A 24,165-nucleotide genomic window follows, 5' to 3' on the forward strand; every position below is an offset into this window, starting at 1 on the left:
AACATAAAGAACAATCGTCACTGCCCAGTCCAAGGCGAAATTTTACGCGGAGTGGGGTTTCTGTTTACGCAATAAGAAACCCTGTGAAGCCGCTTGTTAGGGTTAGCGATACGGCACAGCGCACAGAGTTGGCGAGTATTTCAGCAATCAGACACTTTTATGAAAAAGAGCTTTGACAAGCCTGCACGACGTCGATAATATGCGCCCCGTTCAAACGATTCCTCTGTAGTTCAGTCGGTAGAACGGCGGACTGTTAATCCGTATGTCACTGGTTCGAGTCCAGTCAGAGGAGCCAGATTTAGAGAAGCCCGCTCAGGGAAACCTGAGCGGGCTTTTTGTTTTGGGAATGGCCTGAAATACGCAACAATCCAGGTCGCGTTACAGCGCAGGGAACTTAACGCAGGCGCTGCTCCGGCTGCGCTACTTCTTACCTACGATAAAACCCGCTACCGCGCGTAAGCCATCGATGATCGGCATCGTTGCCGCCCCCGCCAGGAAGTCCTCGTAATCCGCCTGGTTACGTCGGCGAATATCCGCAAAGCGAGCGAGTGCCTTTTTCTCACTGGACGCACTCACCTCCTCAAATTGCTTTTCATAGCCCTGCGCAATGAGCTGGGTAGCGTTGTCTGTAGACGATTTTTCCAGCACGACAATCTGCTTACCCTTTTGGAAAAAACAGTAATGTGGCATGTCAGGCTCCTTAAACGGGGCGGTTGATTCTGTAACTATAAACGGTGGTGAGAGCAACACAACCCTTAACGCGCTCGGGAAAGGTTCTCTTCTGACTCCGGTGTCTCGACCTGCAACACGATACAGCCTTTGCTGATCTCTGCCCTTACCTTCGTCCCCGTCTCGAATCCCAATTCACGTAACCATTTGCCACTAATGTTCAGTGCAGGTGTGCTGGTGTCCCCGAATTTAGGTACATAACCAACTGTATAATGTCGCTGGGTTTTAAATGAGGCCGCCGTAAGTGCAGCGTCAGAAGATCGGGCATTCATCGTCATTTGCAAGCTCCTGGTCAATAAGGTGAGTCCATCATTCGCGAGGCCATTTGGCGCGATACAGGCCGGATGAAGCTGTACCTGCTTCTGGTGCACCAGCACCGGGTTTGCGCCTTCAGACAGCCCGCCTACTGTTTATGTCTGCAAGACATCAATGAGTTACAAGAGTGCCGACGCGCTGATATCGGGAGGTTTTCTTACTGGGCTGGTCCCACTATCGGGTCTGAAAAACGCTTGTAAACCATAACGATTTTAGCGGATGACAACAAGTCAGGACCTGGAAGCTAACTCACATAACGTTGACAATATTCTGCTGTCTGTCCCGTCCGGCCCTGCGGCCGACTGTTAATGCGCCTCCAACGCATACTGCGCGCCAACTGACACGCCGTATGCGCGAATGGATAATGTGAATGGTGGGGCCTGAAGCCTGACTTTTGGCTGGCGCAAAGCAATACCGTTTACCCGGGCGGAAAAGCGCGGGGTAACCTTTATCCGCGCAGGGTAACTTATCTGAGAAGTGAGTCGGTAAACGCAAAATCCAGGGCGTATGCTTTAACCGGTAAGGTGGTCAGTCTGCTTACCTTTATCAAGACGTGAACTCACCGTCCGGCACGCTAAGCGGGCTTGCCGTCTGAATAGCGTTGCCTTCAGACAGCTTTTCGCCATTCCTTACGGGAATTTTAAGTTAATCAGATTACTGTACTGCGTGCGTGAAAGAGAAAGGGGTGCCTGGTTTTTAAAAAAAACCTTCACAAACTCGGCACTTGTGCCATACAGCTCCACACGCTGATATTCATGGCGGATAAATTGCTGAAGGATGGGCGTCATGTCCCGCGCATGATCCTGGGGCCAGGCGTTATGGGATGCCACGGTTTGCTCAAAGGTGAGGGGCGTACGCATTTGATCGTCGGGTTTAAAATTAGCGCGTTTACGCTCCGCTTCTGTTTTGAAGTCTTCAAAGGCTTCATGTGCAGTATTAAAGAGATCCGCAAGTGCTTTGATATGGGCAGCCATCTGATTAACGGCAACGGTTTTTTTGTTGACGAAGTAGACGCCTACCGCAGAAAAGAGTGCCGCCAGTACAGGAAGAGAGCCCCGTCCAATAATACTTCCAAGACCCTGGTAAGCGGACCATAAAACCACACCTGTAGCGCCAGTAGAGCTTGATATCGCACCTGTCGCAATCGAACTTGCCTGCTGAACTCTGACGCCGCCAATACGATTGTCAAGGTGCCGAATTTCTCCGCCAGGCCTCCTGACTGAAGCCGACTCTTCGTTCCAGGTTTTATAACGACGGTTATTATCTTCTTTATAATTCGACATCGCATAAGCAATCTGGCTGGTATCGGTTTTACTCAGCCGGGCGATTTCCGCTGGTTCAAACGATCTGACTAAAATCAGCGCTTCATCAAGCACCTCTTTGGACAGAAAGTTAGCGGAACCCGCAGGATTAAAACGAGGGTCCGTAGTCAGGCCCTCAATAAGACTTACTTTTGGAAATGCCATAACGCCCTCACTTTTTGATGCCGCCCGACGAAGTCATTAGTTTTCTTTATTTTGTTTAATATCCCAGCCCATCTGTACAGAAGCGGCTTTCGTACCCTGAGAAGCCTGTTCCCAGTATTCCAGTGCCACTTTGCTGGCCTGAAAGGAATATTGCATACCCAGCGTTGACGCGTGCCCGACGCCGGTGAAGTCAGTCTGTGTCACCAGGACATCCTCAAGTGTGATGCGGGTATACTCCACTTCCTGTCCACCCGCCTTGCAAACGGACAGCTGAACTTTCGGCAGATGTTTACCACTGGCGCAATATTTCACTAATGCAGGCGTGGCCTTATCAATTAAGGCCTCAACGGTTAAATCGCGGTAATTTACTTTACCTGCTCCCCCACCGCCGCCAACGGCCATATTCCCTGGCTGCTGCGCGCCCCAGTCAAATGAAAGTACATCAATCCATTTTTTATGATTCGCATTTTGCGACTCACCTTCAATCCCGTCTATCTTCAAAAATATATCAATAGCCATTTTTCACCTTTATATTTACGGGCAGATTAACTCAGCTCTCTTTATTTTGTTTAATATCCCAACCGGCTTTGCTTTCCGCACCTTTAGTCCCGTTGGCGCTTTGCTCCCAATAGCTGGTAGAAACTTTAGATGCCTGAAAGGCATAGTCCACAACAATAGTGTCACTTTGCCCGATACCGTTGAAATTCGTTGCGGTGACCAGAACATCTTCCAGCACAATTTTCGTGTACTCAATCTGACTACCGCCAGCTTTGCAAACCGACAGTTCAACTTTTGAAACATGCTTTCCGCTGGAACAGTATTTAAGAATGGCTGGCGTGGATTTATCGATTAAGGCTTTGATCCGCAGATCGTTAAAACTCACTTTCCCCGCGCCACCACCGCCGCCAACAGCCATATTACCGGGTTGTGAAGCCCCCCACTCAAATGAGAGTACGTCGGTCCATCCTTTATGTTTACTGTCCTGTGATTCACCTGTGGTGCCTTCAACTTTCAAATAAATATCGATCGCCATTCTTTTTTCCGGTTAGTTTGGGGTGGGACAAAATGCACGATGCACATCGCCAGGCTGAGACATTTCGTCAGCATCAGTGCCATCTTAAATTCAGGATAAGCACCGGCCTGTCATTTCTGTTCGCTATAAAGTGGAAATAAAAAGATGACTGCGTTATTCACGCAGCAATTAGGGATAGTTAATCAGGCAACGATTCTTTCTACGCCCTTTACTCATTAATAAAATTAACATGAGTTCATGTCAATTAATTTACAACGCGCATGATTTTATTGAGATAAATCCGAAAGAATTATTCTTAATAAGAAATTGTGTCGCGACGAAATAGTTTTTTAAAATAAAAAAACGGCATTCACTGCTACGTAACCGGGAGAGAAGACAGGACATCAGGATGGAAAAGAATGAAAAACCCCGCGCAATCCGGACTGCGCGGGGGCCTTATTCTCACAGAATCAGTTAGCGTTTAACGCCAGCCTAATTCAGGAGCGACATACTTCAGAATCGCTTCAATCACATGGGCATTATATTCCACGCCCAACTGATTCGGCACGGTGAGCAGCAAGGTATCCGCTTCGGCAATCGCCTGATCCTCTGCCAGCAGTTTGATCAGCTTTTCGGGTTCAGCCGCGTAACTGCGACCGAAAATGGCGCGGGTTTTCTCATCCAGAAAACCGACGGAATCCTGATCCTGACCACTGCGACCAAAGTAGGCGCGGTCCATATCATTCACCAGCGCGAAGATACTGCGGCTGACGGAAACCCGCGGTTCACGTTGATGCCCTGCCGCTTTCCAGGCATCACGGTAGGCGCGAATCTGTTTGGCCTGCTGGATGTGGAACGGCTCGCCGGTTTCATCATCTTTCAGCGTCGAGCTTTGCAGATTCATGCCCATTTTCGCTGCCCATACTGCGGTGGCGTTGGAACCCGAGCCCCACCAAATACGCTCACGTAAGCCTTCCGACAGCGGTTCAAGACGCAGCAAGCCCGGTGGATTGGGGAACATTGGCTGGGGATTCGGTTTAGCAAAGCCTTCGCCACGCAGCACATCCAGGAACACTTCCGTATGGCGACGGCCCATGTCCGCATCCGTCTCGCCTTCCTGCGGCACGTAGCCGAAGTAACGCCAGCCATCAATCACCTGCTCGGGTGAACCACGGCTCAGTCCCAACTGTAAGCGACCGTTGGAAATCAGATCCGCAGCGCTGGCATCCTCCACCATATAAAGCGGATTTTCATAGCGCATGTCGATCACGCCAGTCCCTATTTCAATTTTTTTGGTGCGTGCACCGACCGCAGCCAGCAGCGGGAACGGCGAGCTGAGCTGACGGGCGAAGTGGTGCACACGAAAATAGGCCCCATCCGCGCCCAGTTCTTCCGCTGCGACGGCCAGGTCGATAGATTGCAGCAACACATCCTGGGCAGAACGCGTGGCGGACTGCGGCGAGGGCGTCCAGTGGCCAAATGAGAGAAAACCAATCTTTTTCATCTGTAACATCTCCTGGCGAAAGACGGGTGCTTTCGCATGATAAATATCGATGAAATAAGGTTACGCCAGCCATGTCATGAGGGATAGTGAATATACTTAAGCACTATATTCAAGATTTTTGACATAGGTCGCGCTCAATGGAACACGATCAATGCGCGATTCTGTGCCCATGCGGAATGTAATAATGCTTGCGGGCAGAATGGGTTTTAACGCATAACTAAACTTTCTGTCCTGCATCTGGACAGGCGCGTTTAACAGAGGGAGAAGGGATGCGTATTTTACTGGTAGGTGCGGGTGCAACCGGCGGTTATTTTGGTGCGCGGCTGATGCAGGCCGGGCAGGATGTGACCTTTCTGGTCCGTGAAGGCCGTTTCCGTCAGTTACAACAAACGGGCCTGGTGCTGCAGACCCCATCAGGGCAGGAAACGCTGCATCCGACGTTGATCACTGCCGACAGCCTGGACACGCATTACGACTTAATCATCATCACGGTCAAAAGCACCGGTCTGGATCAGGCCATCCAGGACATTGAGCGGGCTGTCGGTCCGCACACGCTGATCATGCCGATCCTGAATGGCATGCGGCATATTGATACGCTGGTCACCCACTTTGGTGCCGACAGGGTGATCGGTGGGCTGTGCAAAATTAACGCCACGCTGAACGACCAGGGCCATGTGGTGCAGTTAACGCCTCTGCACCAGATCTGTTACGGCGCGCTGGATGGTAATAATGATGCCCGGCTTCAGCGGGTTGATGTTGCCCTTCGCAGCAGCGTGGTCGACACAGTTTTTACCGACAATATTATCGGTGAATTATGGGAAAAATGGCTGCTGCTGAGCACGCTCGGCGCCGTGTGCTGTCTGGCGCGGGGGAATACGCAACAAGTGCTGAACCAGCCAGGCGGCGAGATGTTGCTTCAGGGCATTTATAGCGAAGTGCTGCAGATTATCTGTGCTGAGGGCTACCAACCGCGCCCGGCCGTGACCGCCAAAATCTACGCGCTGCTGAACGACGCGTCGACGCCGATGACCTCCTCAATGTATCGTGATTTGACCCAGGGCTTTGCGATTGAAGCCGACCCGATCATTGGCGACCTGCTGTTACGTGCCAGCCGTCATGGCATCACTGCACCGCTGTTGAACGCGGTCAATGTCAACCTGCAGATCTATCAACAGAACCGTTAAACACGGATGTGATGAGCACGCAGCCACGCCGTTGCACGACGCGTGGGTAACGGAAATTTGTTACACTCGCTGCCTCATCTTTTGGAGGAAGAATGACGTCCCGCTCTGTGACCCTTGATGATGTTGCCCAACTGGCGGGCGTTTCCTATCAAACCGTTTCTCGTGTGCTTAATCGCTCTGAGCAGGTTTCTCCCCGTACCCGCGAAAAAGTGGAAGCGGCGATGCAACAGCTCAACTACGTTCCCAATCGGGTTGCGCAGCAGTTAGCGGGTAAAGCCACGCGGACCCTTGGCCTGGCCACCAGCAATCTGGCGTTAATGGCCCCAGCGCAGATTGCCTCGGCAATACAGCAGCGCGCCGCCAGAGCCGGCTACCATTTAGTCATTGCCATGGACAGCGCGGACGATGCCGAAGCCACGGTGAATGAACTGATGGCGCAGCGCGTTGATGCCGTACTGATTAATATGCCGCTTGAGGCCGCCGACGCGGAAAAAATCCGTCGTCTGTGTGGCAAAAAACCGGTGCTGTTTCTGGATGCTGAACCGCACGCCGTTGTGTCTCATTGCCAGTACTCCAATGAAAAAGGGGCGCGGGCCGCGGTTGAGCATCTCGTCGCGCTCGGACATACGCACATCGGCCTGCTGAATGGTCCGGTTCGCTCGGTATCGGCCCGTCAGCGTGAAGCGGTCTGGCGCCAGGCGCTGGCCGGGCACGGTCTGTCTCCCTGTTGTGTGCTGCGCGGCGACTGGAGTGCCCAGTCGGGCTACCAGGCTATGCTGTCTCAGTTACCGGACGCGCTGCCCCAGGCGCTGCTGGTAGCGAATGATGAAATGGCGCTGGGTGCCATGCGGGCATTGCATCAGCATGGCGTGGCGATTCCGGCTGAAATCTCCATTGTCGGCTACGATGACACGGCAGAAAGCGCCTGGTACCAGCCGCCGCTGACCACGATTCGTCAGGATCTCCAGCAACTGGGTGCCACGAGCGTGGAGCAGGCGCTGGCCGCGCTGCAGGGAGAAGCGGTCGCGTCACGGACGCTGGAGCCGGTACTGGTCGTGCGGGAAACCACCGCCGCGCCGGCCAGCAAAGACGCAGACTTATCCGCGCTGGCCCGTCAGTTACAGCAGATTGCCCGCAAGCTGTCCCGCTGATCGCGGACGCAAAAAAACCCGCCCAACCGGATGGCTGGAGCGGGCTGGTTATCCGCGATAATACGCGTTGCCTTATGGCGTTTTCGTCTCGCCCACGCCCATGGTCTTGAGCTTTTTAGACAGCTCGCGGCGCTCTTTAGACAGGTCAGCGTTTTTGATGATGTACTCATCCACGCGATCTTCATAGTCAGCACGCATGCTGGCGATGATTTCCTGAATCGCCTCAACGCTCATGCCGGGTTTGATGTATTCGCTCAGGTTATCCAGCAGCAGCACACGCTTTTGGTTGTCACGAATTTTCTTCTCATTATCGACGATTTCACGCTGCAGTTTGTTCTTGCGGCGGAACGTACGGACAAACTCAAGTACGTCCTGAAATGATTGCTTGGCATTTTCCATGATGGCACCTTTCTTTAAGCCTGCTAAAGCAGGGAGAGAGTCAAAACGATCAGCTTAGCGGCCAGCCAGCCTTGTGGGCAATTCTCACAGCTAAATTCGGACTGGCTCTTATCTTAGCGCAAAAAAACCGGGTTTCGCATTAAGTCATTGTCTGAGGTGATTATTTACGCAGCGCCAGGCGCATCAAATCCGTCATGCGTTCCAGCTGCTTCGCCAGCTCCAGACTCAGCCAGACATAGCCATAAATCGGCGCTTCTTCCAGACGGTCACTCCCGTCAGCGATCAACTGCTTAAGCTCTTTGACGATTTCCGTTAACTCATGATTGGCCGCGATGATGTCGTAGGTTTCCCCCTTCACAGCCATGACCGATAAGGTTCGCAGCGCGTTTTCGGTCATCTCCTGCGTGCGGCGTAACGTCGGAGCATTCAGCATGATCAGATGACTTTCGCGTGATGCCCACCAGGCATTAATTTGCATCTCAATGGTGTACACCATATTACGGTTCAACGTCTGTATCGCTTCAAACACCGATTTGGGGATGCGGGTTTCTTTACTGGACGGCTCCAGCAGGGCACGCATTTTCACCACGCTGGTGAGCAGTTTGCCCAGCGGTTTGTTCAGCCGGGGCTTTTCCACGAGGTTGGCGGAAAACCCCGCATGGTAGATTTTGGCCATTTCTGCCAGCGTATCTGACAGCTGAATACGCCAGTGAATATACGCACGCTGCGCCCAGATGGCCGTAAATAACAGCGCCAGTAACGATCCTAAAATGACATCGCCACCGCGCCACATCGCCACGGTGAAATCCCCCATTGGCGCGCCTACAACCACGCACAGCGTGATGCCAATCAGCAATGCCATGTAAGGGTGTTTCCCCAGCGTCAGATAGCCGCTGATAAACATGATCACTGCGCACCATGCCAGCATGCCGGGCAGCGAAATCATCTCCAGCCTGAGGGCGATAAGACCAGAGATTGACCCGGCAATCGTTCCGCCAATGCGTTGAATGGCGCGCGGGAAGACGTTTCCCCAGGTTGAGATCGGCCCCATCACCACAACCAGGGTAATCAAAGGCCAGGTGCCTTCGGGAATGCCCGTGACGCGGACAAGCAGAAACGCACACAGAAACGCCACTGCGATGCGTAACCCGTGCACGCTGCGGTAATGACGATATAACCAGAATTCCAGATTTGAGATGGGTTTATCAGAGCGCAAAGTCGCTTGTCCGCTGGTAAAAAAATGATTCTACGCGTCGCGCCCTGCCGATCCTGGCGCGCCGTCAATGTTTTCGCTTGTACAGCGTTGAGCGGACCATTATCAACAACCCTGCCCCGGAAATCAGCAAAATTCACCATGACGACAACACATGACGCACGATAGCGGGTTCATCCCTGCCCCGCGAAGGCGAAGCAGGGACGTAACGATTAGAACTTGCGTTTCAGGTAGTCCGTGATGCGGCTCACTACGCCCGCCTCGTTAACGGCGGTGAGTGCCACCAGCGGATAGCTGGCGATCTGCTTGTCCTTGTCCATCACCTGGATTTCACCAATGTTCTCATTGGCTTTAAGTGGCGCTTCCAGGTCGGTACGGTTGATCACGTATTTGGCTTTGACGTTCGGGATTTCGCTGCGCGGCAGTGACAGATAAACATCGTTTGCCGTGCCCACGTCAACCTGGTGCGGATTACCGTACCAGACATGTTCACTGCCAATTTTCTTACCGGCATGGAACAGTTGTACGGTATCAAACGTATTCTGGCCCCAGACCAGCAGCTTGCGCGCCTGCTCTTCACGCCCTTTCGCACTTTTCCCGCCCATGATGACGGCAATCAGGCGGTGCTGCCCCACAATGTTGGAGGCAATAATATTGAAGCCCGCCGTTTCAGTATGGCCCGTTTTCAGGCCATCGACGTGCAGGTTGTTGTCCCACAGCAGGCCGTTACGGTTGTTCTGGGTAATGCCGTTCCAGGTGAGGGTTTTTTCACGGTACATGGCATAGAAATCGGGCTCGCCATCAATAATGGCGCGTGACAGTTTTGCCATATCCAGTGCGCTGGAATATTGCCCCGGCGCATCCAGACCGTGTACGGTTTCGAAATGGGTATTCGTCAGCCCCAGTTTCTCCACGTAGTGGTTCATTAACTTAACAAAGTTGTCCTGGCTACCGGCCACGTAATCCGCCAGCGCAACGCAGGCGTCATTGCCTGAATCAATGATCACGCCGCGGCTGAGATCACGCACGCTTAACTTATCACCGGGCTTAAGAAACATCAGTGAGGAGCCTTTAAAGACCGGATTGCCTGCTGCCCAGGCATCTTTTCCCACCGTCACCATGTCGTCGCGGGTAATTTTCTTTTGGTCGATCGCGCGGTCGACCACATAGCCGGTCATCAGCTTGGTCAGACTGGCGGGATTCCGGCGCTCGTCGGGATTGCCCGCGGTCAGCACCTGCCCCGTGGTGGCGTCCATCAGCACCCAGGAGGCTGCATCAATCGCCGGTGGCGTCACAGGAAATGGCATATCGTCGGCCTGTGCCAGCGAAGCCCAAAAAACAGTTACGGTAATTAACAGACGCCTTTTCAACACTTCATCCTTAGTTGAGCAAGTAAAACGGACATGAACAGCGGGACGTTTTACGGCAAAACCCTTAATAAGGTTTAAATAAATTGAAAAAAAGTATGAACTGCTGCGCACCATTCAACAGCCTGCGCCCTGGCAGTTGTACTCAGGCACGCAGACGACTATCCTGAACGTTGATTTTTTGCAGACAGGACAGCGACGTGCCCGCCTCTGAATTCACTTTTTTGTTTCACGATTACGAAACCTTCGGCACCAGCCCGCAACGGGATCGTCCGGCACAGTTTGCCGGTTTGCGCACCGACAGCGAGTTCAATCCGATTGGCGAGCCAGAGGTATTCTACTGCCGCCCACCGGATGATTACCTGCCCCAGCCTGAAGCGGTCATGATCACCGGTATTACGCCGCAATTAGCCGCCTCCCGGGGCGTGAACGAGGCCGAGTTTGCTGCCCGTATTCATGCGCTTTTTACCACCGAACAAACCTGCGTCGTGGGTTATAACAACGTGCGCTTTGACGATGAAGTGACGCGCAATATCTTTTACCGCAACTTCTACGATCCGTACGGCTGGAGCTGGCAAAACGGTAATTCCCGCTGGGATTTGCTGGACGTGATGCGCGCCTGTTATGCGCTGCGCCCGGAAGGTATCAACTGGCCAGAGAATGATGACGGCTTTCCCAGCTTCCGGCTGGAGCATCTGACCAAAGCCAACGGCGTGGCGCACGAAAACGCCCATGATGCGATGTCGGATGTCTATGCCACGCTGGCAATGGCGAAACTGGTGAAAGAAAAACAGCCAAAACTGTTTGAGTTTTTGTTTACGCATCGCAACAAAAACAAACTGATGACCCTGATCGACATCCCGCAGATGAAGCCGCTGGTCCATGTTTCTGGCATGTTTGGCGCGGCGCGCGGCAATACCAGCTGGGTGGTGCCGCTTGCCTGGCATCCGGACAACCGCAATGCGTTGATCGTGGTGGATTTGGCCGGGGATATTGCGCCCCTGCTGACGCTGGATGCGGACAGTTTGCGCGAGCGCCTGTACACACCTAAAAGCGAGCTGGGCGATCAGCCTGCCGTGCCGGTGAAACTGGTGCACATCAATAAGTGTCCGGTGCTGGCACCCGCTAATACCTTGCGTCCGGAAGATGCCGGGCGGCTGGGTATTGATCGTCAGTTCTGCCTGGATAATCTGGCCACGCTGCGTCAGCATCCTGACGTACGTGAAAAACTGGTGGCTATTTTTGCTGAGGCGGAACCTTTTGCGCCGTCAGAGGATGTCGACACGCAGCTCTATGACGGTTTCTTTAGCGATGCCGACCGCGCCGGAATGAACATCATCCGTAAGACCGCGCCTGCCAATCTGCCTGCGCTCAATCTGACATTTGACAGCCCACGGGTGGAAAAGCTGCTGTTTCGTTATCGCGCCCGTAATTTCCCCGGTACGCTGGATGATGCCGAACAACAGCGCTGGCTGCAGCATCGCCGTGAGGTTCTGAATCCAGAAAAAGTGCAGGCTTTTCTGATGGAGCTGGAATCGCTGGCCAGCCTGCATGAAGGCGACGCGGAAAAACTGTCTCAGCTAAAAGCGTTGTACCGGTACGCGCAGGAACTGGTGTCCTGACGTCCCGGCAGACCGGGAAGGCCTGTCGCCCTCCCGGTTTATATATCAGATTACCCACCACAGCGCCCAGGTCAGGGCAAAGCCGCTCAGCCCCATCAGGGTCGTCAGTACCGTCCAGGTTTTTAAACCGTCCGCCACCGACAGACCCAGATAGCGCGTTACCACCCAGAAACCTGCATCATTCACGTGCGACAGGCCCAGACCGCCGAAGCACACCGCCAGCGTGACCAGTACACGGTGCATATCATCTATGCCAGTCACGGCCTGGGTCAGTAATCCGCTGGTCGTGAGGATCGCCACGGTTGCCGAGCCCTGCGAGGCGCGTAGCGCCAGCGACAGAATAAACGCGGCAGGAATCAGGGGCAAATGCAGCGTTTCCAGCGCCCGCGCCAGCGCGTTGCCGACACCGGACTCCACCAGTACCTTACCAAACGCCCCGCCCGCGCCCGCCACCAGAATCACGCTGGCCGATCCCGGAATGGCGCGACCGGTCAGGTCCTCCAGCTTGTCCTTGCTCCAGCCACGACGCAGGCCCAGTAGCCAGGCGGCCAGTCCCAGGGCGATCAGCAGCGCAATCGGCGGGGTGCCAATAACCGTCATCACCTTGCGCAGCAGGCTGTCTTCCGTCAGCAGCGAGTGCGACAGCGTGCCTGCCACGATCAGCACAATCGGGACGACGATCAAACCGCTGATGGTCAGCGCGCCCGGCGGTGCGGGTTCATTTTTCTTCTGTACCCCTTCCGGCTTCGCCATCTGCAACTGTTCCAGTACCTCAACCGACAGGTGGTACTGCCGACGGTTCATTGCCTTTGCCACGTAATAGCCGAGGATACCGACCGGCACCGAGACCAGAATTCCCAGCATCATCAGCCAGCCCATATCAGTATGCAAAATGGCCGCGGCGGCGGCGGCGCCAGGGTGCGTCGGCAGCGCCACATGCACAGTCAGCATGACGCCCGCCATCGGTAAGCCAAACTTCAGCGGGGACACCCGCGCCACTTTGGTAAAACCGTAGATCAGCGGAATGACAATGATAAAGCCCACTTCAAAAAACACCGGGATGCCTAAAATAAAGGCAGCCATCGTCAGGGCGGCAACGGTACGTTTCAGACCCAGCGTTTTGCTGAAACGCTGGGCCAGCGACTCTGCGCCGCCAGAGGCTTCGATAATGGCCCCCAGCATCGCCCCCAGCACGATAATGATAGTGATATGCCCCAGCAGTCCGCCCATCCCGCTGATAATGGTTTCCATGATTTTTTCAGCCGGAATACCGGTCGCGATGGCCACCAGCAGACTGACAATTAACAGGGCAACAAAGGGATGGACTTTGGCTTTAATGACCAGCAACAGCAATATCACAATGCTGGCGGTCGCAATGGCTAACAGCAACGCAGTCGTCATAGTAAACCTCTGGAATAGTTATCTTTTTTCGCGTTTTTTCGTTAAAGCTCAACCTGGTGCCGCTCCGTTTCAGAGACGAGCAGAATGGCACCGGTACCGCAGCACCGGTGTGATTTTTTCACGTTAACTCAGCGGTTTTTCATCCAGGGCGCCAGCCAGCTCAGCCCCTCTACGGTGTCGCCGCGCGGGAAATATTCGCAGCCGACCCAACCGTCGTAGCCCACCTCATCTAACAGGCTGAACAGCCAGGGGTAGTTGATCTCGCCCTCGTCAGGTTCATGCCGACTGGGCGCGGCGGCGATTTGCACATGGCGATAACGTCCGGCGTAATGGCGAATCAGATGGCTGAGATTGCCGTCCACGATCTGGGCATGAAACAGATCCAGTTGGGTGAATACGTTGGGCCGGTCGATAAGGTCGACCATCTCCAGCGTCTGATACTGGCTGGCATAGAGATAGTGCGGTTTGGTCGTGGGATTAAGGGCTTCGATCAACAAGCGGATGTTATACGGGGCAAATCGTTCTGCCGCGTAGCGCATGTTGCGGATGAATGTCTCGACATAGCGCTGGCGATCGGCACCCGGCGGCACCGTTGCGGCCATGATATGCACCTGTGGGCAATCCAGCGCCCGTGCATATGCCAGCGCCCGGTCGATATCTGCGCGCGCGTCGGCTTCCCGTCCGGGAATAGCCGAAACGCCCCATTCCCCCGCGTCAACGTTGCCCGGTGCGGTGTTAAACAGCACCAGTTTAAGCCCGTTATCCGCCAGCAGCGCTTTCAGTTGCTCAGCCGGATATTCGTAGGGAAACAGAAACTCGACCGCGCTGAAGCCCGCCTGTGCCGCCGCGGCAAAGCGTTGCAGAAAAGGCATTTCGTTGAACTGGGTAGATAAGTTAGCTGCAAACTTTGGCATTACCGGCTCCTGAGTTCAGCGACGTCGTCGGCGGTTAAATAACGAATGGCGCGATCGCCAAGGGTAAACATCAGACGCGCCGTTTCTTCCAGCTCCTCGGTATTATCCGCCGCTTCGCGCAAGGTTTTGCCGACCACCACCGGACCATGGTTTGCCAGCAGGAAGGCGCGGTAACGCGGGGCAAGCAGCGCCAGATCCTCCGCCAGCCGCGCATCACCCGGTTTATAATAAGGCACCACCGGTACATCGCCTACCCGCATCACCACATAGGGCGTGAACGGGCGGATGCAGTTCTGGCTGTCCAGATGTTGCAGGCAGGAAAGCGCGGTCAGGTAGTGACTGTGCAGGTGAACCACCGCCCGACAGTCCGGATTATTCAGGTAGAGCGCCCGGTGAAAGGCGATCTCTTTCGACGGTTTATCCCCGGCTATCCACTCCCCCTGTAACGTCACGTTAGACAGACGCTCCGCATCCAGTTCGCCCAGGCAGGAACCCGTGGGCGTTGCCAGTAAGGTGCCGTCGTCCAGCAGCAGCGACAGATTACCGGCCGAGCCGGTGGCGTAACCACGCTGGAAGAACGAGGCACCCAGTCTGACCATCTCTTCGCGGGCCTGTTGTTCAGTCATGTGAAAACTCCGTTTGTGCGCGGCGGAAGAACTGCTCATCGCCAAAATTGCCAGACTTCAGCGCCAGTGACAGCGGCTGCTGGATATCTCTGACCCAGGGCACACCGGGCGAAATCACCGGACCAATATGGAAGGCGGTCACGCCCAGGCTTTGGGCGACCACGCCCGAGGTTTCGCCGCCCGCCACGATAAAACGCTGCCAGCCGCGGGATTGCAGATCTCTCGCCACCTGAGCAAACAGTTGCTCTACCGCCTCACTGCTGCGCTGTGCACCGAAATGCCGCTGGATCGACTGCAGCTGTTGCGCATCCGCAGTGGCAAAGAGCATCGGGGCCAGCGGCCCGTCGGCATGCTCAACGACCCAGTCGCACAGCGCCCCGGCGTACTGTTCATCGTTGAGGCAGCGCTCAACGTGAATTTCCCGGGCGGGAGCCTGCTGGCGATACGCGTTGACCTGGCGGTTGGTCATTGGTGAACAGGAACCCGAAAGCACCACGGCCCGCTGCCCCTGCGGGTAGCCCGCGCGCTGCGCCTGCCCATCGTCGCAGCCAGATGTTGACCACTGGCGCGCCAGGCCAATTGCCAGCCCGGAGCCGCCCGTGACCAGCCGCATCGACGTCAGCGCTTCACCCTGATTCAGCAGATGCTGCTCAGTAAGCGTGTCGATTACGGCATAGTTCACGCCCTGAGCACGCAGATGTTCAAGTTGCTCTGTTATCGCGCCTGCGCCCTGGTCGACCGTGGCTAACGGAATAAGCCCGGCTTTTCCCGTGCTCTGACACGCCATCAGCCTTAGCAGGTTACTGTCGGTCATCGGCGTGACAGGATGATGGCGCATGCCGGACTCCGACAGCAGGTGTTCCCCCACAAACAGGTAGCCCTGATAAACGGTACGTCCGTTGACCGGCAATGCCGGGCAGATCACCGTCAGCGTCTCATTCAGCGCGGCCATGAGCGCATCCGTCACCGGACCGATGTTACCCGCAGCGGTGCTGTCGAACGTGGAACAGTACTTGAAATAAAAGCGCTCACAGCCTTGCGCCTGCAGCCAGCGCAGCGCCGCAAGCGACTGACTGACGGCCAGCGCAGGCGCACAGGATCGCGATTTCAGGCTGACCACAATGGCCTGGGCATCCGGGACCGTTGTCTGTTCTGGGATGCCGTTAAACTGAATGGTAGAAAGCCCGTTCTGCACCAGAAAGCTGGCAATGTCGGTTGCGCCGGTAAAATCGTCGGCAATCACCCCTAAGCGCATCACATCGCCTCCTCGCGCTGGGGCAGCGTAATGCCGCTGAAGATTTTAATCACCGCACTGTCATCCTCGCGGCCAAAACCGGCATTGCTGGCCTCAGTGAACATATTCAGCGCGGTAGAGGCCAGCGGTAGCGGGAAATGCAGGGCTTTCGCCGTATCGGCGACCAGATTCAGGTCTTTGACAAAGATGTCCACTGCGGATTTCGGTCGATAGTCGCCGTCGACGACATGGCGCATACGGTTTTCAAACATCCATGAGTTGCCCGCTGCGTTAGTGACCACCTCATACATCGTATCGAGCGGAATCCCGGCGCGGGCGGCCAGCGCCATGGCTTCGGCCCCGGCGGCAATGTGCACGCCCGCCAGCAGCTGATGAATGATTTTGACTGTCGATCCCTGACCGATTTCCGTGCCGACGCGGTAAACCTTTGCGGCGACCGCATCCAGTACCGGTTGCAAAGCCGCAAAGGCCGCATCGCTCCCGGATGCCATCACGGTCATCTCGCCACTGGCCGCTTTGGCGGCCCCGCCGGACACTGGCGCATCCAGCATCAGCAACTGACAGTCCGCCAGTCTGGCGGCGATCTGCTGCGCATCCTGCGCGGACAAGGTGGAGGATACCATCACCGCCGTGCCCGGTTTCAGCCTGGCCGCCAGCCCCTGCTCGCCAAACAGAATTGCATTAACCTGCCGGGCATTCACGACCAGCAACAGGACAGCATCCAGGTGTTCGGCAAAGGCATGGGCCGACGACTGCGCGTCACGCGCGCCTGCCTGGCGCAGCGTTTCGCAGGCCTGCGGATTCAGATCAACCCCCCATGTCGCCAGCCCAGCCCGGATGCAGGACTGCGCCGCGCCCATTCCCATTGAGCCTAAACCTATGACACAAATGTTTGAAGCGGGCATCGGTGGCCTCCCTTGTTAAATTAAGTGAATTTTTGGTCTCTGCTGGTAATAGTGGCAGGAAAGTGCAGGTAAAAACGTGCCATATTTCACATAAATTAACTTCATAAGGCCGCAGTTGAACATTTATTCACATCAGCCACGTAACTGTTATTACCAGGTATCGCGGTCAAATCGCCACCAGCAAAGGGGATCTGGTGCAAAATTTCCGTGCGTCTTTGTGAAGGCATCCCCTACAATGTGAAAAAATGATAAACCGAGGTGTATATGATCCCCGTTGAGCGTCATCAACAGATTCTGGCACTGGTGGCCGAGCGCGGCGTAATGAGCATCGCCGAACTGACCGAGCGTTTTGGCGTGTCACACATGACGATTCGTCGGGACGTGCAGAAGCTGGAGGAACAGGGCGCGGTGCTGTCGGTTTCCGGTGGCGTGCGCTCCGTTAACCGCCTGGCGAGCGAACCCTCGCACCTGACCAAGACCGCGCTGTGTAATGAAGAAAAAAACGCCATCGGCAAATTGGCCGCTCAGCTGATTCCGCCTGATAGCTGTATTTATCTGGATGCCGGTACGACGACACTGGCGCTGGCGCGGGAAATCGCCGACAGGGAGGACCTGTTAGTGGTCACCAATGATTTTATGGTGACCAATTTGCTGATGGAGGCGAGCCGCTGCCGGGTGATTCATACCGGTGGCACCGTCTGTCGGGATAACCGTTCCTGCATTGGCGATGCAGCCGCACGCCACCTACGGCAACTGGCAATTGACATTGCCTTTGTCTCCACTTCCAGTTGGGGATTGCGCGGTTTGTTTACGCCGGATGAAGACAAGGTAGCGGTTAAACAGGCCGTGTGTGACGTCAGCAGCAAACGCGTGCTGCTCAGCGACAGCTCGAAATACGATAAAATCGCGACGTGGCTGGCCTTACCGCTGGAAAAGTTTGATGTGATTGTGACAGATGATCAGTTAAATGCCGCAGGACGGAACGCGTTACAGGCAGGAAGCTGGGAACTGATGCTGGCAAGTAAAAGCTGACAGAAAACGGCCCTGCTCTGTGAATGAGCAGGGCCGGGGGATTACACTTCTTCGCTAAACTGTGGAACGGGATTGCGGAAGCTACGCGTCACAAAGGCCAGGTAAACAATACCAATCGCGGCCCAGATCAGTCCCAGCACCATAGAACTTTGCTCCAGGTTAACCCACAGTGCACCCACGGTCAGGGCACCCATCATCGGCAGAACCAGATACTGGACGTGATCTTTCAGGGTCTTATTCCGTTTTTCACGTACCCAGTACTGCGCAATCACTGACAGGTTAACGAAGGTAAACGCAACCAGCGCACCAAAGTTAATCAGCGCAGTCGCGGTGACCAGATCGAAGTTGATCGCCATCAACGCCACGGCACCTACCAGAATCACGTTAAGTGACGGCGTGCGCCATTTTGGATGGATATAGCCGAAGAAACGCTCCGGGAACACACCATCACGGCCCATCACGTACATCAGACGTGAAACGCCTGCGTGCGCTGCCATACCGGACGCCAGTACCGTGACCACAGAGAAGATCAGGATACCGATCTGCAACGCTTTACCGGCCACATACAGCATGATTTCAGGCTGCGACGAATCCGGCTCTTTAAAGCGCGAGATGTCCGGGAAATACAGTTGCAGGAAGTACGACGCGACAATAAACATCAGGCCACCAATCAGCGCGGTCAGGAAAATCGCACGCGGAATGGTACGTTCTGCATCTTTCGTTTCTTCTGACAGCGAACTGATGCCGTCAAAACCGAGGAATGAGAAACACAGAATCGTCGCACCGGTGATCATCGGCACCACATGGGCGTTTTCAGACCAGAACGGTTTACTGCTTACCACTGTTCCCGCACCTTCGCCGTGCGCCACGCCGTAAATCACCATCGCGGTGATACCGACCATGACCACCACCTGAAGGATGACAATCACGCTGTTGAAGTTAGCGACCGTTTTGATGCCCTTAAGGTTGGAGAGCGTCATAAAGCCCACCAGCAGCACCACGAAAATCCACGACGGGATCCCTGGCACCAGGGTTTCAAAATAGTTTTTAGCCAACAGAATGTTGATCATCGGCATGAACAGATAGTCCAGCAGCGATGACCAGCCCACCATAAAGCCGACGTGCGGACTGATGGCCTTCTGAGCATAGGTATAAGCGGAGCCCGCAGATGGGAAGCGGCGTACCAGCTTACCGTAACTCACGGCGGTAAACAGAATCGCAATCAGGGCGAAAGCATAAGCGGTGGCAACGTGACCGTCCGTCAGGCCCGATACGATACCAAAGGTATCAAACAGGGTCATCGGCTGCATGTAGGCTAAGCCCATCATGACAACAGGAAGTAACGTCAGCGTTTTTTTCAGTTGGGCACGTTGTGGTGCGGCAGAGGTATTAAGCGACATGCTTCAGTCCTCCTTGCGCAGCAACCTGGCTGGGTTGATTCACAAGGAAACTGCGCATTAAGCGACAGGGAGTAAGGCTGGCGGCCAGCGCGGCGCCGTAGTCATCACGGAAACGTGTACCAGCCTGGGCTGGCAGAGTGTTAAACATCCCCATCTTTACATCCTCAATCTCACGCGGCTGCGTGTTTTCAGTGTTTATCTATCCGGGTGCGTGCCCGGCCTCGTTGGTGTCAGCTAAATGCTACGCGTTAAAAACAATATGCAAAAAAATAACCGGCGCGGTGAGCGTCGGTTATGTTCTGAATTTGCAGGGGGCGTATTTTGCCCTAACCCAACGCATTATTTCAAGACGTTGTCGCATAGAATGCAAAATTTTAATCAGGCGTTTTTCAGCATCCAGTCAATTTCGGTGGCAGTGATTAATCTTTCGAACTGCATAAGCTCATAATTTTTGCAGCTAAACCACACTTTGGCAAATTTCTCACCCAGTAATTTTTGTAAAGGATAGCTGCTTTCGAAGGCATAGAGTGCATCGCTCTGCCGAATCGGCAGCGCCAGCCCTTCCGCTTCATGGCCGTTTCCTTTAACCGGCTGTGGCAACGGTAGCTGCGTATCGAGGCCGTGCAACATGCCGGCCAGAATGGTAGCCATGACGAGATAAGGATTCGCATCCGCCCCGGCTACCCGGTACTCGATGCGGCGACTTTCCAGATCGCCACAGGGAATACGCAACGCTACCGTACGGTTATTGTGGCCCCACGACGCCTGCAAAGGAACGTAGGCATCGGGCACAAAACGACGGAAGGCATTGACGTTGGGGGCCAGCAGCGCCATGGAAGCAGGCATAAGGTCAATCATGCCCGCCAGCGTGCGTTTCAGCAGCGGGGAATCGCTTCCGTCATCACAGGCAAAGGCATTATGGTCAGCGGCATCAAGCATGCTGATATGGACGTGCATCCCGCTTCCGGCGTAGTCCTCATAGGGTTTTGCCATAAATGTTGCCGTCATGCCGTGGTTCTCTGCCACCTGGCGGATAAGGCGCTTGAGCTGGATAGCATGGTCGCAGGCGCTCAGCACATCACGGGTATGATGGAGATTGATTTCGAATTGCCCCGGCGAGGCTTCCGCCAGCGCGCCATCCGCAGGAATGCCCTGCAGACGGGCCAGCGCATCGATATCACGCAGGACATCGGCGAAGTGATCGAGATTATCCAGCGAGTAAACCTGGCTTTGTCTGTTGCGATCGTCACTGCCTGGCGCACAGGGCGGTTGAATATAGCCTTCTGCATCGCGCTTTTTATCGACCAGATAGAACTCCAGCTCTACCGCTACCACCGGAAACAGTCCACGATTACGCAGCTGTTGCCACAGCCGGTTCAGAACATTTCGGGGTTCAACGTCAAAGGGAGTGCCATCTTGGTTGCACATGGTTAACAGCAGTTGTGCAATGTGTTGCGGATCGGCGGCGGAGGGGACGAGCGTGCCATGGACGGGAAGGCAGAGGTTATCGGGTTCACCAAGCGACTGGCCCAGACCGGCCTCTTCGACGGTATTGCCGAGAATATCCATGGCAAAAACCGAGGCGGGAAAGTAGCAGCCTTTTTCCAGCCTGGCTAAGGCCGAAACCGGGATGCGCTTACCGCGAAAAACACCATTTAAATCGTTGAGCAAGATATCGACATACTGCGTTTCAGGATGGCGCTCCAGCCAGTTTTTCACTTCTTGCTGGAACGCGCTGGTTCGTCTCTCTTCACTGTGAAGCGTGAAGTCTTCTACTTCTACCAGGTTAGTCATGATTTCATCCGCCTTTGACCACAAAAATGGGAGTGCGTAATGCTCAAAAAAACCGCCACTCATCTAACATAGCTCTAACGTAAAAAGTGTGCAAATGTAACAAATCTGTTTGAAGATCGACCAATGGATTGCTAGATTGACAAAATATTGCACACTTAACCATCAGACATGCCCTTTTCGTCAAATATTTCGAACAGCAGTTAAGGGGGAAAGATGGGCATTATTTTTGACAAGCCTTTGATTGGCGTAGTGATGTGCCAGACGCACAATCAGGGCCACCCGGTTCAGTCTGTCCACAACAAATATCTTGATGCCATCGTCCTAGCGGGCGGCGTGCCGCTTGCCCTGCCCCATCACCTTATGGCTGCCCCGCATCTATCAGAAAACGCTATGGCTGTGCTGGACGGCATTCTGCTGACCGGGAGCCCCAGCCACCTGGAGCCCTGGCTGTATGGCGAAGAAGGCGAAGAGCCGGAGGCAGATGCCGGCCGCGATCGCCTGGCGTTTAACCTTATTACGCATGCTGTCGGTAAACAGGTGCCGCTGCTGGGCATATGTCGGGGCATGCAGGAGCTGGTCGTGGCCAACGGCGGTGCCCTGTATCGCCACCTTGACCACCATCCGCAGTTTCAGCGCCACCATGCAGACGAGGATGCCTCACTTGAACAAACTTACGCACCCGCTCATGCCATCCAGATTGCACCGGGAGGATTGCTGGACAGGCTGCTGGGGCGTGCGTCGATCACCGTCAACTCCGTTCATCACCAGGGCATTCGTGAAGCGGGACCGCAGGTGCGCGTCGAGGCCCGTGCGCCCGATGGTCTGATTGAGGCGGTCAGCCTGCCAGCGCACCCTTTCGCCCTTGCCGTACAGTGGCATCCTGAATGGCAGCTGAAACCCTCCACGCCGTCCTTTGCGCTGTTTGACGGCTTTATTCAGGCCGCCCTGCACTATCACCAGAGGAAAAAGGTATGAATGATGCGGCTCAGGCTCCGGGACGCCGCCTGGCGCAGATCCGTCAGGCCATGGGACTGTCACAACGGCGCGTCGCGGAACTGGCCGGACTGACCCACAGCGCCATCAGTACTATCGAACAGGATAAGGTCAGCCCGGCGGTCAGCACGCTGCAAAAGTTGCTGAAGGTTTATGGCCTGTCTTTGTCTGCGTTTTTTTCGGAGCCGCATGCTGAGGACGCGCCCAAAGTGGTAGTCCGGCCTGAAGATCTGCTGGAAATCGGCAGTCAGGGCGTTTCGCTTAAACTGGTTGATAACGGCACGAAAACCCGGGTGTTAGGCATGTTACTGGAAACTTACCAGCCAGGTGCCAGCACCGGCGAAAAGTTACGCCATGCGGGCGAAGAGACCGGCACCCTGCTGGAAGGGCGCATCCTACTGGAAGTTAACGGTCAGCAATTTCATCTGACGGCCGGCGAAAGTTACGTGATCGATACGGGTTTGCCGCACAGTTTTACCAACCAGGCCGATGTGCCCTGTCGCATCGTCAGCGCCCATACGCCCGCCAATTTTTAATCAGGGACGTTCGCCAAGGAGCTTGATATGAATTACGTAGAAAACTACTACACCTCCACACGGAACCCCCATGCGCCCTGGCCGGTGCTGCAGGAAAGCATCCAGTGTGACGTTTGCATTATTGGTGCCGGTTTTACGGGCTTATCGGCCGGCCTGTTTTTAACCGAAGCGGGTTACGATGTGGTGCTGCTTGAAGCGGCTCGTGTTGGTTATGGTGCCAGCGGCCGCAATGGCGGCCAGGCCGTGAACTCCTACAGCCGCGACGTGGATGTGATTGAACAACGCTACGGCAAAGACAGCGCGAAAATGCTGGGCAGTATGATGTTTGAAGGCGGTGATATTATTCGTGATCGTATCGACCGTTACGCGATCGCCTGCGATTACCGCCCGGGCGGTATCTTCGCCGCGTTTAACCGCCGTCAGATGGCGCACCTGGCCAGTCAAAAAGCCGCCTGGCAGCGTTACGGTAACGACCAGCTTGAACTGTTAGATGAGCGCGGCATTCGTCGCGAGATCGGCTCAGAGCGCTATGTAGGTGGGCTGCTCGACAAACGCGGCGCACATCTGCATCCGTTGAATCTGGCGCTGGGAGAAGCCGAAGCCATTCGTCGCCACGGCGGTCGTATCTATGAACAGTCCGCCGCGTTAAGCGTCAGCTACGGTTCACCTAATCGGGTAAAAACGGCACAGGGAGAAGTCAGCGCCACGTTTCTGATTTTTGCCGGCAATGCTTATCTGCCTTCCGAACTCGAACCGCGCCTGAGTCGCAAAAGCATGCCGTGCGGCTCGCAAATCATTGCCACCGAACCGCTGTCCCGTGACCGGGCATTAGCGCTGTTACCCAACAACTATTCGGTAGAAGATTCCAATTATCTGCTGGACTATTTCCGCCTGACCGCCGACAACCGGCTGCTCTATGGTGGCGGTGTGGTTTATGGGGCGCGCGAGCCTGGCGATGTGATCACGATGATCCGGCCTAAAATGCTACGCACCTTTCCGCAGTTGCAGGACGTGAAGATTGATTTCGCCTGGAGCGGAAATTTTCTGCTGACGCTGTCGCGCATGCCACAGTTTGGTCGGCTGGAAAACAATGTCTACTTTATGCAGGGCGACAGCGGTCACGGCGTGACCTGCACGCACCTTTCCGGCAAGCTGATAAGCGAAGTGTTACGTGGGGATGCTGAGCGCTTTGATGCCTTCGCGAAGCTTCCGCATCTGCCCTTCCCTGGCGGACGGCGATTTAAAGTGCCGCTGACGGCCATGGGTGCCGCCTGGTATGCCTTACGCGACCGACTCGGCGTGTGATCAGGAACAGAACACGACGCTTTCCCCGCTAAGGGGAAGCCA

The 24,165-nt window shown here is 55.1% G+C and carries 24 protein-coding genes and 1 tRNA gene; 8 read left to right on the plus strand and 17 right to left on the minus strand.

Features of this window, described 5'->3' with window-relative positions:
- Positions 1 to 219 precede the first annotated feature (219 nt).
- A tRNA-Asn gene (locus tag C7434_RS08345) sits at positions 220 to 295 on the plus strand.
- A 125-nt stretch (positions 296 to 420) separates the two neighbouring features.
- Here the strand turns inward: C7434_RS08345 and C7434_RS08350 are convergent.
- The 6 genes from C7434_RS08350 to C7434_RS08375 all read right to left on the minus strand — a co-directional run bounded on the left by C7434_RS08350 (position 421) and on the right by C7434_RS08375 (position 5,026).
- Positions 421 to 690 carry a hypothetical protein gene (locus C7434_RS08350; protein ID WP_033740406.1) on the minus strand — a complete coding sequence of 90 codons (270 nt, stop codon included), beginning with the start codon at positions 688 to 690 and terminating at the stop codon, positions 421 to 423.
- Positions 691 to 755: 65 nt separating this feature from the next.
- Complete coding sequence (locus C7434_RS08355; protein ID WP_033740409.1) at positions 756 to 1,007, minus strand: SymE family type I addiction module toxin; 252 nt, start codon at positions 1,005 to 1,007, stop codon at positions 756 to 758.
- A gap of 666 nt (positions 1,008 to 1,673) precedes the next feature.
- Positions 1,674 to 2,510: a hypothetical protein gene (locus tag C7434_RS08360; protein WP_033740411.1), complete on the minus strand. Its 837-nt coding sequence runs from the start codon at positions 2,508 to 2,510 to the stop codon at positions 1,674 to 1,676.
- Between the two features lie 36 nt (positions 2,511 to 2,546).
- Positions 2,547 to 3,029 carry a type VI secretion system tube protein Hcp gene (locus C7434_RS08365; protein ID WP_033740412.1) on the minus strand — a complete coding sequence of 161 codons (483 nt, stop codon included), beginning with the start codon at positions 3,027 to 3,029 and terminating at the stop codon, positions 2,547 to 2,549.
- A 31-nt stretch (positions 3,030 to 3,060) separates the two neighbouring features.
- Positions 3,061 to 3,543 (minus strand): type VI secretion system tube protein Hcp, encoded by a 483-nt coding sequence (locus C7434_RS08370; protein WP_033740413.1) that lies wholly within the window; start codon positions 3,541 to 3,543, stop codon positions 3,061 to 3,063.
- A 460-nt stretch (positions 3,544 to 4,003) separates the two neighbouring features.
- On the minus strand, positions 4,004 to 5,026 hold the full coding sequence (locus C7434_RS08375; RefSeq protein WP_133745350.1) for an LLM class flavin-dependent oxidoreductase: 1,023 nt from the start codon (positions 5,024 to 5,026) through the stop codon (positions 4,004 to 4,006).
- A gap of 269 nt (positions 5,027 to 5,295) precedes the next feature.
- Here C7434_RS08375 and C7434_RS08380 point away from each other — a divergent pair, with 269 nt between their 5' ends.
- Both C7434_RS08380 and C7434_RS08385 read left to right on the plus strand, forming a co-directional pair.
- Positions 5,296 to 6,210: a ketopantoate reductase family protein gene (locus C7434_RS08380; RefSeq protein WP_133745351.1), complete on the plus strand. Its 915-nt coding sequence runs from the start codon at positions 5,296 to 5,298 to the stop codon at positions 6,208 to 6,210.
- Positions 6,211 to 6,302: 92 nt separating this feature from the next.
- Complete coding sequence (locus tag C7434_RS08385) at positions 6,303 to 7,361, plus strand: LacI family DNA-binding transcriptional regulator (RefSeq protein WP_033740416.1); 1,059 nt, start codon at positions 6,303 to 6,305, stop codon at positions 7,359 to 7,361.
- A 72-nt stretch (positions 7,362 to 7,433) separates the two neighbouring features.
- On the opposite strand, the gene tmaR is transcribed toward C7434_RS08385, so the two are convergent.
- The 3 genes from tmaR to dacD all read right to left on the minus strand — a co-directional run bounded on the left by tmaR (position 7,434) and on the right by dacD (position 10,343).
- Complete coding sequence (tmaR, locus tag C7434_RS08390) at positions 7,434 to 7,760, minus strand: PTS system regulator TmaR (RefSeq protein WP_033740422.1); 327 nt, start codon at positions 7,758 to 7,760, stop codon at positions 7,434 to 7,436.
- A gap of 160 nt (positions 7,761 to 7,920) precedes the next feature.
- The gene (locus tag C7434_RS08395; RefSeq protein WP_033740425.1) at positions 7,921 to 8,976 is read right to left on the minus strand and encodes an FUSC family protein; all 1,056 of its coding nucleotides are present in this window, start codon (positions 8,974 to 8,976) and stop codon (positions 7,921 to 7,923) included.
- 209 nt (positions 8,977 to 9,185) lie between these two features.
- A complete protein-coding gene (gene dacD / locus C7434_RS08400) occupies positions 9,186 to 10,343 on the minus strand; it encodes a serine-type D-Ala-D-Ala carboxypeptidase DacD (RefSeq protein ID WP_172913000.1) in 1,158 nt (385 codons plus the stop codon).
- A 197-nt stretch (positions 10,344 to 10,540) separates the two neighbouring features.
- Between dacD and sbcB the strand changes: the two genes are divergently transcribed.
- Positions 10,541 to 11,962, plus strand: a complete 1,422-nt coding sequence (sbcB, locus tag C7434_RS08405) for an exodeoxyribonuclease I (RefSeq protein WP_033740427.1) — start codon at positions 10,541 to 10,543, stop codon at positions 11,960 to 11,962.
- Positions 11,963 to 12,007: 45 nt separating this feature from the next.
- Here sbcB and C7434_RS08410 read toward each other — a convergent pair whose 3' ends face one another.
- From C7434_RS08410 to ltnD, 5 genes are all read right to left on the minus strand, one after another.
- Positions 12,008 to 13,363: a GntP family transporter gene (locus tag C7434_RS08410; protein WP_033740429.1), complete on the minus strand. Its 1,356-nt coding sequence runs from the start codon at positions 13,361 to 13,363 to the stop codon at positions 12,008 to 12,010.
- Positions 13,364 to 13,491: 128 nt separating this feature from the next.
- Positions 13,492 to 14,277 carry an HPr family phosphocarrier protein gene (locus C7434_RS08415; RefSeq protein WP_039338095.1) on the minus strand — a complete coding sequence of 262 codons (786 nt, stop codon included), beginning with the start codon at positions 14,275 to 14,277 and terminating at the stop codon, positions 13,492 to 13,494.
- Positions 14,277 to 14,903 (minus strand): aldolase, encoded by a 627-nt coding sequence (locus C7434_RS08420; RefSeq protein WP_006119816.1) that lies wholly within the window; start codon positions 14,901 to 14,903, stop codon positions 14,277 to 14,279. The genes C7434_RS08415 and C7434_RS08420 overlap by 1 nt, the downstream gene beginning before the upstream one ends.
- Positions 14,896 to 16,158, minus strand: a complete 1,263-nt coding sequence (otnK, locus tag C7434_RS08425; protein ID WP_133745469.1) for a 3-oxo-tetronate kinase — start codon at positions 16,156 to 16,158, stop codon at positions 14,896 to 14,898. The genes C7434_RS08420 and otnK overlap by 8 nt, the downstream gene beginning before the upstream one ends.
- Positions 16,158 to 17,063: an L-threonate dehydrogenase gene (ltnD, locus tag C7434_RS08430; protein WP_039338099.1), complete on the minus strand. Its 906-nt coding sequence runs from the start codon at positions 17,061 to 17,063 to the stop codon at positions 16,158 to 16,160. Before ltnD ends, otnK begins: the two co-directional genes overlap by 1 nt.
- A 264-nt stretch (positions 17,064 to 17,327) precedes the next feature.
- On the opposite strand from ltnD, the gene ygbI reads away from it, so the two are divergent.
- Positions 17,328 to 18,095 (plus strand): DNA-binding transcriptional repressor YgbI, encoded by a 768-nt coding sequence (gene ygbI, locus C7434_RS08435; RefSeq protein WP_133745352.1) that lies wholly within the window; start codon positions 17,328 to 17,330, stop codon positions 18,093 to 18,095.
- Between the two features lie 41 nt (positions 18,096 to 18,136).
- Here the strand turns inward: ygbI and C7434_RS08440 are convergent, their stop codons facing one another.
- From C7434_RS08440 to C7434_RS08445, 3 genes are all read right to left on the minus strand, one after another.
- On the minus strand, positions 18,137 to 19,495 hold the full coding sequence (locus C7434_RS08440; RefSeq protein WP_039338101.1) for an APC family permease: 1,359 nt from the start codon (positions 19,493 to 19,495) through the stop codon (positions 18,137 to 18,139).
- Positions 19,485 to 19,649 (minus strand): hypothetical protein, encoded by a 165-nt coding sequence (locus C7434_RS21950; RefSeq protein WP_006119821.1) that lies wholly within the window; start codon positions 19,647 to 19,649, stop codon positions 19,485 to 19,487. Before C7434_RS21950 ends, C7434_RS08440 begins: the two co-directional genes overlap by 11 nt.
- Before the next feature lie 224 nt (positions 19,650 to 19,873).
- Complete coding sequence (locus C7434_RS08445; RefSeq protein WP_172677646.1) at positions 19,874 to 21,292, minus strand: glutamine synthetase family protein; 1,419 nt, start codon at positions 21,290 to 21,292, stop codon at positions 19,874 to 19,876.
- Positions 21,293 to 21,502: 210 nt separating this feature from the next.
- On the opposite strand from C7434_RS08445, the gene puuD reads away from it, so the two are divergent.
- The 3 genes from puuD to C7434_RS08460 are packed head-to-tail and all read left to right on the plus strand — an operon-like array spanning position 21,503 to position 24,123.
- Positions 21,503 to 22,264 carry a gamma-glutamyl-gamma-aminobutyrate hydrolase gene (gene puuD, locus C7434_RS08450; protein ID WP_133745353.1) on the plus strand — a complete coding sequence of 254 codons (762 nt, stop codon included), beginning with the start codon at positions 21,503 to 21,505 and terminating at the stop codon, positions 22,262 to 22,264.
- A complete protein-coding gene (gene puuR / locus C7434_RS08455) occupies positions 22,261 to 22,818 on the plus strand; it encodes an HTH-type transcriptional regulator PuuR (RefSeq protein ID WP_133745354.1) in 558 nt (185 codons plus the stop codon). Before puuD ends, puuR begins: the two co-directional genes overlap by 4 nt.
- A gap of 27 nt (positions 22,819 to 22,845) precedes the next feature.
- Positions 22,846 to 24,123, plus strand: a complete 1,278-nt coding sequence (locus tag C7434_RS08460; protein WP_039338107.1) for an FAD-binding oxidoreductase — start codon at positions 22,846 to 22,848, stop codon at positions 24,121 to 24,123.
- Positions 24,124 to 24,165 lie beyond the last annotated feature (42 nt).

This window comes from Pantoea sp. PNA 14-12 (assembly GCF_004364735.1).
GTDB lineage: Bacteria > Pseudomonadota > Gammaproteobacteria > Enterobacterales > Enterobacteriaceae > Pantoea > Pantoea stewartii.

Bases quoted from the DNA above. Each gene is read 5' to 3' on its own strand.
- C7434_RS21950 (WP_006119821.1), bottom strand. From the start codon at position 19,649: ATGGGGATGTTTAACACTCTGCCAGCCCAGGCTGGTACACGTTTCCGT.
- C7434_RS08385 (WP_033740416.1), top strand. From the start codon at position 6,303: ATGACGTCCCGCTCTGTGACCCTTGATGATGTTGCCCAACTGGCGGGC.
- ygbI (WP_133745352.1), top strand. From the start codon at position 17,328: ATGATCCCCGTTGAGCGTCATCAACAGATTCTGGCACTGGTGGCCGAG.
- C7434_RS08460 (WP_039338107.1), top strand. From the start codon at position 22,846: ATGAATTACGTAGAAAACTACTACACCTCCACACGGAACCCCCATGCG.
- C7434_RS08360 (WP_033740411.1), bottom strand. From the start codon at position 2,510: ATGGCATTTCCAAAAGTAAGTCTTATTGAGGGCCTGACTACGGACCCT.
- puuD (WP_133745353.1), top strand. From the start codon at position 21,503: ATGGGCATTATTTTTGACAAGCCTTTGATTGGCGTAGTGATGTGCCAG.
- C7434_RS08380 (WP_133745351.1), top strand. From the start codon at position 5,296: ATGCGTATTTTACTGGTAGGTGCGGGTGCAACCGGCGGTTATTTTGGT.
- puuR (WP_133745354.1), top strand. From the start codon at position 22,261: ATGAATGATGCGGCTCAGGCTCCGGGACGCCGCCTGGCGCAGATCCGT.
- tmaR (WP_033740422.1), bottom strand. From the start codon at position 7,760: ATGGAAAATGCCAAGCAATCATTTCAGGACGTACTTGAGTTTGTCCGT.
- C7434_RS08355 (WP_033740409.1), bottom strand. From the start codon at position 1,007: ATGACGATGAATGCCCGATCTTCTGACGCTGCACTTACGGCGGCCTCA.
- C7434_RS08415 (WP_039338095.1), bottom strand. From the start codon at position 14,277: ATGCCAAAGTTTGCAGCTAACTTATCTACCCAGTTCAACGAAATGCCT.
- C7434_RS08410 (WP_033740429.1), bottom strand. From the start codon at position 13,363: ATGACGACTGCGTTGCTGTTAGCCATTGCGACCGCCAGCATTGTGATA.
- C7434_RS08370 (WP_033740413.1), bottom strand. From the start codon at position 3,543: ATGGCGATCGATATTTATTTGAAAGTTGAAGGCACCACAGGTGAATCA.
- otnK (WP_133745469.1), bottom strand. From the start codon at position 16,158: ATGCGCTTAGGGGTGATTGCCGACGATTTTACCGGCGCAACCGACATT.
- C7434_RS08350 (WP_033740406.1), bottom strand. From the start codon at position 690: ATGCCACATTACTGTTTTTTCCAAAAGGGTAAGCAGATTGTCGTGCTG.
- C7434_RS08420 (WP_006119816.1), bottom strand. From the start codon at position 14,903: ATGACTGAACAACAGGCCCGCGAAGAGATGGTCAGACTGGGTGCCTCG.
- C7434_RS08440 (WP_039338101.1), bottom strand. From the start codon at position 19,495: ATGTCGCTTAATACCTCTGCCGCACCACAACGTGCCCAACTGAAAAAA.
- C7434_RS08375 (WP_133745350.1), bottom strand. From the start codon at position 5,026: ATGAAAAAGATTGGTTTTCTCTCATTTGGCCACTGGACGCCCTCGCCG.
- ltnD (WP_039338099.1), bottom strand. From the start codon at position 17,063: ATGCCCGCTTCAAACATTTGTGTCATAGGTTTAGGCTCAATGGGAATG.
- C7434_RS08365 (WP_033740412.1), bottom strand. From the start codon at position 3,029: ATGGCTATTGATATATTTTTGAAGATAGACGGGATTGAAGGTGAGTCG.